Source organism: Sedimentibacter sp. MB31-C6, assembly GCF_035934735.1.
In the GTDB taxonomy this organism is placed as follows: domain Bacteria; phylum Bacillota; class Clostridia; order Tissierellales; family Sedimentibacteraceae; genus Sedimentibacter.
Map to the genome: position 1 here is coordinate 2,325,897 of NZ_CP142396.1, position 12,083 is coordinate 2,337,979.

The window sequence follows — 12,083 nt, forward strand, 5'->3', positions numbered from 1 at the left end:
AATGCGGAAAATTAGAAGAAGTAAAAGACCATCACCATATGAATATTAAAACTAAAAAATGTTTACCTTTCTCGTAGGGACTTGCTGCAACAAGTCCCTAATATAATCATTTTATCAAATAAATTACAATAATTCAATAACTATTACAGCAAAACTTAGATAAAGATTAGGTTACTAGGAGGAATTATTATGATAGATAAAAACAAAACTATATGTTTCAGCGGACATAGAACAGAAAAACTACCTAATAGCAAAGAGGAACTCGGCATACTGTGTCATATGTTGTTTGTAGAGATTGATTGCTCAATTGCTAAAGGTTATAATACTTTTATGTTTGGAGGTTGCTATGGTTTTGATTTGATTTGTGCAGAGCAGGTTTTAATTCGAAAACAAATACTTAAACCTGCAGATCCAATTAATATAAAACTTATTGCTGTAGTACCTTTTGAAGAGCAGGCTACTAGGTGGAATGAATATAACAGAGATAAATATTATGATATATTATCTAAGTGCGATGAAGTAATTACTCTTAATAAACAATATAAATCTGGTTGTTACCATGAAAGAAACAGATATATGGTAGAAAATAGCAGCAAGCTAATTTGTTATTATAATGGAAGTGATGGAGGAACAAGATATACTGTAGATTATGCTAAAAAACAATTAGTTCTTGTTTTAAATTTATATGACAAATGTATCAAACGTGTTATTCAATAAAAACTGATGAACTTATAAGGAATTACCAAATCTAACCTATAGAAATGCTATCTCAAAAAATGAGATAGCATTTTTTATAGCGTTATTAGTATTTTTATTTCATGGCCTTTGCCAATTTTAGTAGCAAAGATTCATGAGTGACATTTTGTTACTTCAAGGTCTCTTTTTTTATTGTGCGGTTAAGGAATGGTTTTCTCGTTGAATAAAATTCGAGTTAATGATAAAATATATTAAACTGATAACAAAAGGGGTAAATATGAGAATTGATAATTGGATAAAAGCAATTTTTGATAATCTTTATGATGGAATTTTGATTATTGATACAAATGAAATTGTTAAATATGTAAATCCTGCATATACAAGAATCACAAATGTACCTTATAATGAAATAGTCGGCAATAAATTAAGACACGTAAGACCGGGAGCAAGACTTCAAAATGTATTATCCACTAAAAAACCAATTGTTGGTGCTTTAAGAGAAGAATTTGGAATTCAATATTCGGTAAACATGTCTCCCATATTCGATGATTCAGGATTGGTTGGAGCTATATCTGTTGTCAGTACCATAGATGATATTTACAGGTTATATCAGGATATAGATAAGTACAAATTAAAAGTAAAAACTCTTGAAAATAGAATCAGTGCTATTCAAAAAGCCAAATATACTCTTAACGATATAATATCTACAGATGAAAGTTCAATAAAAGTAAAAAATATAATAAAAAAAATAGCTAATAAGGATATAACAGTATTAATATACGGTGAAAGTGGAACAGGCAAGGAATTGTATGCTAATGCCATACATAATGAATCAGACAGGGTTGACGGACCGTTTATAGCTGTTAATTGTGCTTCATTTCAAGGAAACTTATTAGTCAGCGAACTTTTCGGTTATGAGGAAGGTTCATTTACAGGAGCCAAGCGTGAAGGTAAAATGGGTTTATTCGAGGCGGCTAATAAAGGTACCATATTTTTAGACGAAATATCTGAAATGGATTATGAAGTTCAAGCAAAGTTACTTAGAACACTTCAAGAAGGTACCATAAGAAGAGTAGGAAGCGTTAAAGAAACCGCCATAGATGTAAGAGTAATTGCAGCAACAAATAAAAATCTTGAAGAAATGGTTAACAAAGGACAATTCAGACATGACTTATTTTATAGAATTTCTGTATTTCCTGTAACAATCCCTCCTTTAAGGAAAAGAAAAAATGATATTTTTCCTTTTGTATATGATTTAATATACTCATACAAAAACAGTTTAAAAAAAGATATTATGATTAGCAAGGACGCAGAATCCGCGTTATATAATTATGATTGGCCCGGTAATATAAGAGAGTTGAAAAATACACTTGAATTTGCAATAAACATGATGGAAGATAATATTATAGAATATAACCATTTACCGGCTAGAATACAGCCTAGTAAAAAAGAATTTGCTGATTATAAATTATCCGACAAAATACGGGAAGTAGAAAGACAAGAAATTATAAAAAGGATTAATTTATACGGTGACAGTATTGAAGGTAAAAGAAAGGCAGCCGATAGCCTTGGAATATCATTGGCTACCTTGTACAATAAATTAAAATAATAAGAATTCCGGGGATGGACTTTGAGTGATTGTTCCCCGATTAACTAATTTCTAAAAAATTGGAATTAACAATTTTTGTTTCTAATTTTTTAGAAATTTTTATTTTGCTATGAAATAAGTGCTTTTGGTTTGATAAATAACTATCAATTATGATGGAAATTCTAAATTATTATAAAATGTAATATTTTGTAGGATTTATGTCAATAATAACAGTTGAAATCTCAACATAAGTTTATTTTAACAAATTGGCATGCAAATTGCTATTAATATAATTGCAGAAATAATATTAAAATTTTAGGAGGGTTTTATGTTAGCAACATTAGGATTTTTATCTGTTGTATTATTACTAATTGCAGTAATGGCAAAAAAACTAACACCAACGGTAGCACTTATAGCAGTACCTACTGTTATGGCTTTTATTGCCGGATTTGGATTTGAGGTAGGTGGATTTATTACAAATGGTATTAAAACAATAGCACCTACAGGAGTTATGTTTATATTTGCAATATTATTCTTTGGTGTTTTAAGTGATGCAGGTACATTTGATCCAATAATTAAGAAAATTATAAAGGCTGTTGGAAATGACCCTGTAAAAATTGCAGTTGGTACAGCGATTTTAGCTATGACAGTTCACCTTGATGGTTCAGGAGCGGTTACATTTTTAGTAACCATACCTGCAGTTTTACCTTTATATGATGCTATAGGAATGAGTAGAGCTTCATTGGCTACTATAGTTGCTTTGGCAGCAGGTACTATGAACGTTGTACCATGGGGAGGACCTACATTACGAGCAGCAACATCTTTAAATGTTCCTGTAACAGATTTGTTTAACCCTTTATTAGTGCCTGTTGTTGCAGGTTTGATAACGGTTTTGGTTATAGCAGGATTTATTGGTAAAAGAGAAAAATCAAGAATCGGCAATATAGCACTTGCTAGTATAGGAAGTACAGAACAAGAAGTTGATCCAGAAAAATTAAAATTGCAAAGACCTAAATTGTTTTTAGTAAATATTATTTTGATAATTGCTGCAATAGGAACAATGATTTCAAATTTATTGCCACCACAGGTAGTATTTATGTTTGCATTCGGTATAGCAGTAGTTGTAAATTATCCAAATGTAAAAGAACAAAGAGCACGTGTTGATGCACATGCTAAGGAAGCTTTAATGATGGCAAGTGTTTTATTTGCAGCAGGAGCATTTACAGGAATAATGAAAGATACAGGTATGATTACAGCAATGTCAGAAGTAATTGTAGGATTGATACCTACATCTATGGGAAGGTTTTTACCTGTAGTTACAGGTGTATTAGCAATGCCTATGAGTTTGTTGTTTGATCCTGACTCATTCTACTTTGGAGTAATGCCTGTATTAACAAGTACAGCAGCTCAATTTGGAGTAGATCCTATAATGGTTGGTAGGGCTGCAATTTTAGGTCAAATGACTACAGGATTCCCTGTAAGTCCATTAACAGCAGCAACATTCTTGTTAACAGGTTTGGCTGGAGTAGATTTAGGAGAACATCAGAAAAAGACAATTCCATTTGCATTTGGGATTACTATTGTAATGTTAATAGTTTCTATTGTAATAGGAGTAATCACATTTTAAGTAGGAGGTAGTGTAATTGAAAAAAATTAGAATAGGAAGCGGTGCAGGATATGCGGGAGACAGACTGGAACCTGCATTGGAACTTATAGAAAAAGGCAATATAGATTATATAAGCTTTGAGTGTTTGGCTGAAAGAACAATTGCCATAGCACAAAAAGCTAAGTTAGTAAATCCCAATAAAGGTTATAACGGATTATTGGAGCACAGAATGGATAAAGTTCTTCCTTTAGCCTATAAACATAAAGTAAAAGTTATAACAAACATGGGAGCTGCCAATCCACAAAGTGCTGCTGATGTAGTTTGTAAAATGGCAGAAGAAAAAGGAATTAAAGGATTAAAGGTAGCAGCTGTATACGGTGATGATGTACTTGATAAATTAGATAAGTATAAAGATACTACAGTTTGGGAAACAGGAAAACCCCTATCTGAATTAGATGGTATTATATCTGCCAATGTTTATATGGGAATTGACGGAATAGTAGAAGCTTTAAAAAATGGAGCTGATATAGTAATTACAGGAAGAGTTTCTGACCCGGCATTATTCTTGGCGCCTTTGGTTTATGAATTTGGTTGGGATTTGAATAATTATGATTTATTGGGAAAAGGAACTCTAATAGGCCATTTGCTTGAATGCGGAGGTCAGGCAACCGGTGGTTATTATGCAGAACCGGGCAAAAAAGATGTTGAAAAACTGTGGGAGCTTGGTTTCCCGATTGCCGAAGTAAGCGAAGGCGGCGAATTTATAATGACTAAGGTTGAAGGTTCTGGAGGAGTTGTAAATAAGGATACATTAACAGAACAGATGATATATGAAATTCACGACCCATCAACATATTTGACACCGGATTGTATCGCAGATTTTTCAAAAGTTACTTTTACACAAAAATATAAGGATGTAGTAGAAGTTAAAGGTGCTACAGGAAGAGAAAAAACAGATACATTAAAAGTAAGCTTAGGTTATAAGGATTGTTATATAGGTGAAGGCGAAATCAGCTATGCAGGTCCCGGTTGCTTGGAAAGAGCAAAGCTAGCTGCTGAAATAGTTGAAAAAAGACTTAAATTAACAAATGTAAATTATGATGAGTTAAGAGTTGATTTTATTGGAATTAATGCAATTTACAAAAATAGCGAAAGAAATTACAACACTCCTGAAGAAGTAAGATTAAGAGTTGCAGCAAGAACAAAAAATAAAAATGATGCAGTTCAAATCGGAAATGAAGTTGAAACATTGTATACAAACGGTCCTGCAGGCGGTGGCGGAGCTACTAAAACAGTAAATGAAATTGTATCAGTAGCTTCAATATTAGTTAACCGCAATGATGTAGAAGCTAAAGTGATTTACAAGGAGGTACAATAATGAAATTATGGGAAATTGCTCATTCAAGAACAGGGGATAAAGGTAATATTTCTAATGTATCTCTTATAGTATACGATATCAAAAATTATGAGTTAATAAAAGAAAAAGTAACACCTGAAGTAGTTAAGGAATGGTTTAAAGACATTGTAAAAGGTGAAGTAAAAAGATATGATTTGCCGCAATTAGGAGCACTTAACTTTGTTATGTATGATGCCCTTGGTGGTGGAGTAACAAGGTCTTTAGCATTAGATAAACACGGAAAAAGTTTAAGTTCATATTTGTTGGATATAGAAATATAAAGCACATAAAAGCCTTGCAAGATATTTATTGCGAGGCTTTTATAATCTGGATTTATGACCATTCCCTTTTTTTATTGTAATATGTCGAGATTTGCATTATAATGGAAAATAAAGGATGAAGGTTTTTTTGGAAAACTATTTGAAGAGAAAGATGTGTACATTAAGGTAAGAGTAGAATTAGCTAGTGCTGCACATGCTAGTGGTAATAATTATGTTTTTTGTAATGTCATTTCATTTTGCAGAAATGGACTTTAAAGAATCAGACTTTCCATATAGGTAAGGTTGAGGTGAAAATGATGAATAAAATAAAAAGTAAAAAGAGATTATGCTTAATTTGCATGGAAGAGCATGAGGTAGATACAGTAGAGGTAATTGAAACTGAGATTTTTAAGGATGAAGAAGTATCTTTTATAGCTACCTACGAATATTGTTCAAATGCAGATGAGTATCTTGAAACAGAAGAAATGATAAAGGTAAATAGTCTAGCTATGAAAGATGCCTGGCTTAGCATATAGTGCTCTTCCTATGGGAGCAGTGCCAGAAGGATATGAACAGATAGTATTACTAGATGGTGTGAAGTATGACACTGTTTGGTATGGAGAGAATGTGGGCTACAGATTTAAAACAGCTCTAGGATTTGAGATTAAAGAATTAACTCAGTCTGAGGTTGAAACATTAGATGATGTAATTCAGCAGCTTGGGAACTTAAATTCAGATGAAATTGTGTATAAGATGCATGAAGAAGAAGCGTATAGATGTACTGACAGTAACTGCCTTATATCCTTTTCATTTGCAGAGAGGTTAAATATTGATTAATAGAATTTTACCCTGGTAAATTGTGAGCCAGGGTTTCTATTTTACGTAGAAATAAGCATTGGTGCCAGTCACTTGAGTTATTATAGAAGGCTTTTATGCTGCTGGAGAAGTTACAGGTGATTTATTTGCAGGTAACCGTCTTGGCGGCAATGCAATTACTGAAATCATCGTTTCTGGTAGAATAGCAGGAGAAAGCGCAGCAAAATAACAATAGATTTACAAACAATCAAATAGCACCCATGTGGTGCTATTTTTTGCAGCAGTGTGAATAATTTTATGTAATCTTTTTTTAGTAAAAATACAAATATGAACTGTTTCCGTGATAGGTATTGAACTTATTTTTGATTTAATCAAGTTGATTATTTTTTATTGTGAGTATATAATTGAAGAATAAGGAATGTAATAAAGGGGGACACACCTTTGGAAAAGAAATATGTTCTTGCGTTAGATCAAGGTACTACAAGTTCAAGGGCCATACTTTTTGATAGAAACGGCAGAATTGTTAACATATCTCAAAAAGAATTCACTCAAATATACCCTAATCCCGGATGGGTTGAGCATGATCCCTTGGAAATATGGGAAACTCAGATAAATGCTGCAAAAGAAGCAATGAGAGATATTAATGTTTCTGAAATTGCATGCATAGGCATTACTAATCAAAGAGAAACTACAATTTTGTGGGATAAAAATACAGGTGAACCTGTATACAATGCAATAGTTTGGCAAAGTAGGCAGACCTCAGAAATCTGCGATGATTTAAAAGAATCAGGCTTAGAGCCATATATTAAAGAAAATACGGGGTTGGTTATTGATGCTTACTTTTCGGCAACTAAAATAAAGTGGATTTTAGATAATGTAAAAGGAGTCAGGGAAAAAGCTAAGCGTGGTGACATCTTATTTGGAACGGTAGATACTTGGCTTATTTGGAACCTTACAGGTGGAAATCAACATATAACTGATTACTCAAATGCATCAAGGACTATGATTTATAACATTAAATCACTTAAGTGGGATGAAAAAATTCTTAATTTGTTAAATATACCTCATGAAATTTTACCTGAAGTAAGGCAGTCTTCGCAAATTTATGGAAATACTATAGAAGAGTTATTCGGCTTAGAAATACCTATATCAGGAATTGCCGGAGATCAGCAAGCTGCTCTCTTTGGACAGCTTTGTTTTCAGGAAGGTATGGTAAAGAATACATACGGTACAGGATGCTTCATGCTTATGAACACAGGAGAGAAAATAGTAAAATCTCACAAGGGGCTTATTACCACGATAGCCTGGGGTTTAAACGGTAAGGTTGAATATGCTTTGGAAGGCTCTATATTTGTAGCAGGAGCAGCAATACAATGGCTGAGAGATGAACTTAAAATTATACACGATTCTGCTGATTCGGAATATTTTGCAAACAAAGTCAGTGACACAAAAGGAGTTTATGTGGTTCCTGCATTTACTGGACTTGGTGCTCCTTATTGGGATATGTATGCCAGAGGAGCAATAGTTGGCTTAACAAGAGGAGCAGGCAGAAATCATATAATAAGGGCAACTCTTGAATCCATTGCCTATCAGACAAAGGATATTATTGATGCAATGATTGATGATTCAGGAATCAATTTAACAGTTTTAAAAGTAGATGGAGGGGCATCGGCAAATAATTTTCTGATGCAGTTTCAGTCAGATATATTAAATGTAAATATTGAAAGGCCTGATATAACTGAGACTACTGCTCTTGGTGCTGCATATCTTGCAGGTCTTGCTGTGGGGTTCTGGAAATCAAAAGGGGAAGTTATTCAAAACTGGAATATGAATAAAAAGTTCAAACCGGAAATGAGTGATGATGAGAGAAATAAATTGTACAGTGGCTGGAAGAAGGCAGTTGGTACGACAAAAATCGAGTTTTAAAGTCCTGAAGTTATAGAAACTAAAGCAATTTTTAATAAAGGTAATATTGCCTAAAATAAATCACAAAACTAATTCTTCAGAACTGCTTATTAAATTTGGGAATAATCTGAACGAAAATGAACTTAAAATAATGAAATATGTTAAATCTGCCGGACGAATAACCAGAAAGAAAGCAGAGAATATTTTATCTTTGAAAAAAACTCAAACTGTTCAAATTTCAAGGGATATGGTAGATAATGGAGTTTTGATAAAGGTTGGCGCTGGTAGAAATACAATTTATGTAGCGAACGCCTAATTGTCATTCGACCGTTTGCTCGTTCATAGTAGCAAAGTTAAGGTTATTGAGTTATCTTTAAATTTAGTAATTTATATGACAAATGTATCAAACGTGTTATAAGGAATTACCAAATTTAACCTATAGAAATGCTATCTCAAAAAAATGAGATAGCTTTTTCATAGTGGTATTTGCATTTTTTATTTCATGGCCTTTGCCAATTTTAGTAGCAATGATTCATTGAATTTGTAAAATTTTAAGTATTGCATTGTATTATCATCAATTCCAGTTTTAGATTGGATAATCTTTTCTGCTTCTTGTACTGTTAGATTTTCCATATTCAAATATTCATAAATTACCTTAGCTTGAGTTTGAGCAATTATCCTTAAATTCTCATTGATTTTTAGGAATGCTTCGTCTTGTTCATTGTCATGGAATCCATTTTCGACTAAAAGTATATGCTTACAGTCTGTAGCTGCAGCACCACGAATTACACCATAATAGTTATAAATTATTCCGCTTTCTGTGTAAACTCTCGTCTTTGCGCCTCGATTAGTATTTCCCATTACTGATGCAACACTAGAAGCTAATTTGTTTGCAAATTCATCGTCTTGTGGCTTGTTATAATCATAATATACTTCTACGCCCCTGACAGTACCATTGTAAGCATTAGTATGCTCACTGATAAATAAGTTATATCCCTTTGCTTTTTGTCCTCTAGCGAAAGGTTCTGGATTTTCATCCCAAGTACGACTGAAATCTGCCTGCATGCCTTTTGCCTGTAGGATTTCCTTTAGATAAGTTGATATCTTCCATACTCCTTGATATTCATAATATCCAGTTGGACCTTTATTAGCATTACCTGGCGCATGTCCAGGGTCTATCATTACTTTAATCATTGTTACACCCTCTATTATTGTTGTTGTTGTTATATTAATATTTTAATAAATAATAAGTTATCTTTATAGTATATGTAAATTTCTAAGTTTGTCTCTAAATTACTATAAAGTCTTTTAAATGTAGGGTACGCATTGTATGCGTACCGCGGTTGGTACAGTCAATTATAATTAACTTAGAACTTAGCTAATTATAGATATTGACAAATGGTAAGTCTGCAAATATGATTATGTGATGTGCTGTTGTGTCAAGACAAGCTAGGATGCAAAGGGGAAACGTCCCCGTGTCTTATAAACGAAGAAAGTTAGGAGAATTAAATAATGGACTACACAAACTTTTCGAGAGAACAGCTTAGAACATTGATAGAAAGCTTGAAAGCAGAGATAGCTGATTATAATAGGACAAAGATTCCATTATCTATTGCAATGTTTGACATTGACGATTTCAAAAAAGTAAATGATAGAAAAGGGCACGTATACGGGGATCAGGTACTTGTTGATGTTGCAGCTCTCATAAATAAAAGTATAAGGGATACAGATTTAGTTGGAAGATATGGTGGAGAAGAGTTTATGGTTATTTTTAAAGAGGCTAATCTTGTGACAGCATCAATTATTGCTGAACGAATCAGAAAAGCTGTTGAAAAACACATTTTTAATGAAGGAATAACCATAACAATAAGTGGTGGAGTAAAGCAGTATGAAGGAGAAAATTTGAAGGACTTTATTCACGAAGCTGATAAAAATTTGTATAAAGCGAAACATAATGGAAAAAATCAAGTTATATAAAACTAGAGTTCATTTTACTGTTCTATCAACTATGGAGGACGGATTATGATGAAAAGAGGCTTTGATTAAATTGCAATTTTTTTTATTATTGTTATTATGAAAGAAAAAGGATATTATAGATTAAAAAAGGAAAATAAATGTATACAATAAAAACAACTCATAAAAGTATAAAAACTGATGAACTAATAAAGAATTATTATGATAAAGAGAAAATAGAAAATTTTTGTAAACAATGTGAAAAGTACAATAAAATTTGGTCTTGTCCACCTTATGATTTTGATACTGAACAATATGTCAGACAATTTGAATACATTCATATTATAGGAACACAGATTATTTTTGATAAAACTACTATAGAAGAAGTTAATACAATAGAAAATATTAAAAAGTTTTCAATTGGAACAATTTTAAAAGAAAGAAAAAAGATTTTTGATAAACTATTATTATTAGAAAGCAAATACCCAGGTAGTAAGGCTATAAATGCAGGTAATTGTTCTATTTGTGAAAAGTGTACAAGGGTTAATAATAGAAAATGTATCAACGAAAGTTTAATTAGGTATTCTTTAGAATCTTTAGGTTTTGATGTAGCGAAAATAACTAGTGAAATATTAGGTATAGAACTTAAATGGTCATCTGAGACTCTTCCAGAATACTTAACAATGGCTAGTGGGTTTATGACCACATAGGATAAATTGAACCTATAGAAATGCTATTTCAAAAAATGAGATAATATTTCTTAATGTAGGGGACGCATTGTATGCGTACCGCTGGTGGATGGTTTGTTACTATTTTTTTTGTGATTTGATATAACTTATTTTCATAAATCCCTTAATTTCAATGAAATTGTTTTATTATTCTTTATAATTTAACTATGATATAATCACTGATGAAGTAAAAATAATAACAATGAGGTATTTTATGAAAAAGTATAGTTTTATCAGTATTATATTAGTACTTATGCTTGTAATCGCTGTTGGATGCACAGCTGAAAAACCACAAGAAACCCCTGAAGTTTTAGAATCTAGCGATGAATTTAATTCACAGATATTATTTAACGGTTCATCAACTTTAGCTCCTGTTATGGCTTCAATTTCCACTAACTTTATTGAAGGTTTTGTAACGTGGGACAAGGTTGATGCATCATTCCCTGAAAAGAATATCGCTATATATGTATCAGCAGGAGGTTCAGGACAAGGTGTTAAATCTGTTATAGATAAAACGAGTGATTTTGGTATGGTTGCAAGAACTGTTAAGGATTCAGAAAAAGAACAGCTTCCTGAACTTCAGGAATTCAAGGTTGGTATTGACGCTTTAACATTGGGAGTTAACCCTAATAATCCTATTTTAATAATCAAGGATGATTTAACAAAAGACGAAATAGTAAAAATATTCTCTGGTGAATATAAAACTTGGAAAGACATAGACTCCTCACTTCCTGACAAAGAAATTATCGTAGTGACAAGAGATATAGGTGGAGGAGCTCATGAAGTATTCCAGTCAAAAATAATGGGTGATGTTGATGTTAAGGCTGATGCTATACAAGCACCATCTATGGGAGCATTGGTTACAAAGATAATTGAAAATGAATATGCCATAGGATATGCATCTTTTGGTGTTGTTAACCAAAATGCAGGAAAAGTATCTACAATAAAAGTAGACGGAGTAGAAGCAACACAAGAAAACATCATAAACGGTTCATACATAATTCAAAGACCATTAATGGCTATTATAAACGGTGAGTTAACTGTACAACAGCAAGCATTCATGGACTATGTAATGAGTGATGAAGGAATGGAAGTAGTAGAATCAATGGGCTTTGTGCCGGCAAAATAATTACTA

General features: G+C 32.4%; 13 protein-coding genes. 12 read left to right on the plus strand and 1 reads right to left on the minus strand.

The features are described from left to right. Positions 1–189 precede the first annotated feature (189 nt). From U8307_RS10990 to U8307_RS11030, 9 genes are all read left to right on the plus strand, one after another. On the plus strand, positions 190–717 hold the full coding sequence (locus tag U8307_RS10990) for an SLOG family protein (protein ID WP_326907841.1): 528 nt from the start codon (positions 190–192) through the stop codon (positions 715–717). Between the two features lie 256 nt (positions 718–973). After that, positions 974–2,305, plus strand: coding sequence for a sigma-54 interaction domain-containing protein (locus U8307_RS10995; protein WP_326907843.1), 1,332 nt, complete (start codon positions 974–976; stop codon positions 2,303–2,305). A gap of 307 nt (positions 2,306–2,612) precedes the next feature. Continuing rightward, complete coding sequence (locus tag U8307_RS11000; RefSeq protein ID WP_326907845.1) at positions 2,613–3,911, plus strand: CitMHS family transporter; 1,299 nt, start codon at positions 2,613–2,615, stop codon at positions 3,909–3,911. 16 nt (positions 3,912–3,927) lie between these two features. Continuing rightward, on the plus strand, positions 3,928–5,268 hold the full coding sequence (locus U8307_RS11005; protein ID WP_326907847.1) for an acyclic terpene utilization AtuA family protein: 1,341 nt from the start codon (positions 3,928–3,930) through the stop codon (positions 5,266–5,268). Then, the gene (locus tag U8307_RS11010; RefSeq protein WP_326907849.1) at positions 5,268–5,567 is read left to right on the plus strand and encodes an AtuA-related protein; all 300 of its coding nucleotides are present in this window, start codon (positions 5,268–5,270) and stop codon (positions 5,565–5,567) included. Before U8307_RS11005 ends, U8307_RS11010 begins: the two co-directional genes overlap by 1 nt. 293 nt (positions 5,568–5,860) lie before the next feature. Further along, a complete protein-coding gene (locus U8307_RS11015) occupies positions 5,861–6,082 on the plus strand; it encodes a hypothetical protein (protein WP_326907851.1) in 222 nt (73 codons plus the stop codon). Then, positions 6,063–6,383, plus strand: a complete 321-nt coding sequence (locus tag U8307_RS11020; RefSeq protein WP_326907853.1) for a type II toxin-antitoxin system antitoxin SocA domain-containing protein — start codon at positions 6,063–6,065, stop codon at positions 6,381–6,383. Before U8307_RS11015 ends, U8307_RS11020 begins: the two co-directional genes overlap by 20 nt. Before the next feature lie 420 nt (positions 6,384–6,803). Continuing rightward, the gene (glpK, locus tag U8307_RS11025) at positions 6,804–8,288 is read left to right on the plus strand and encodes a glycerol kinase GlpK (protein WP_326907855.1); all 1,485 of its coding nucleotides are present in this window, start codon (positions 6,804–6,806) and stop codon (positions 8,286–8,288) included. A gap of 46 nt (positions 8,289–8,334) precedes the next feature. Next, positions 8,335–8,583: a hypothetical protein gene (locus U8307_RS11030; protein WP_326907857.1), complete on the plus strand. Its 249-nt coding sequence runs from the start codon at positions 8,335–8,337 to the stop codon at positions 8,581–8,583. A 179-nt stretch (positions 8,584–8,762) separates the two neighbouring features. On the opposite strand, the gene U8307_RS11035 is transcribed toward U8307_RS11030, so the two are convergent. Continuing rightward, on the minus strand, positions 8,763–9,461 hold the full coding sequence (locus U8307_RS11035) for an N-acetylmuramoyl-L-alanine amidase family protein (protein WP_326907859.1): 699 nt from the start codon (positions 9,459–9,461) through the stop codon (positions 8,763–8,765). Positions 9,462–9,779: 318 nt separating this feature from the next. On the opposite strand from U8307_RS11035, the gene U8307_RS11040 reads away from it, so the two are divergent. From U8307_RS11040 to U8307_RS11050, 3 genes are all read left to right on the plus strand, one after another. Beyond that, positions 9,780–10,244, plus strand: coding sequence for a GGDEF domain-containing protein (locus tag U8307_RS11040; RefSeq protein ID WP_326907861.1), 465 nt, complete (start codon positions 9,780–9,782; stop codon positions 10,242–10,244). 137 nt (positions 10,245–10,381) lie between these two features. Next, on the plus strand, positions 10,382–10,930 hold the full coding sequence (locus U8307_RS11045; protein ID WP_326907863.1) for a DUF2284 domain-containing protein: 549 nt from the start codon (positions 10,382–10,384) through the stop codon (positions 10,928–10,930). A 232-nt stretch (positions 10,931–11,162) separates the two neighbouring features. Beyond that, positions 11,163–12,077 carry a phosphate ABC transporter substrate-binding protein gene (locus tag U8307_RS11050; RefSeq protein ID WP_326907865.1) on the plus strand — a complete coding sequence of 305 codons (915 nt, stop codon included), beginning with the start codon at positions 11,163–11,165 and terminating at the stop codon, positions 12,075–12,077. The last annotated feature ends 6 nt before the right edge of the window (positions 12,078–12,083 follow it).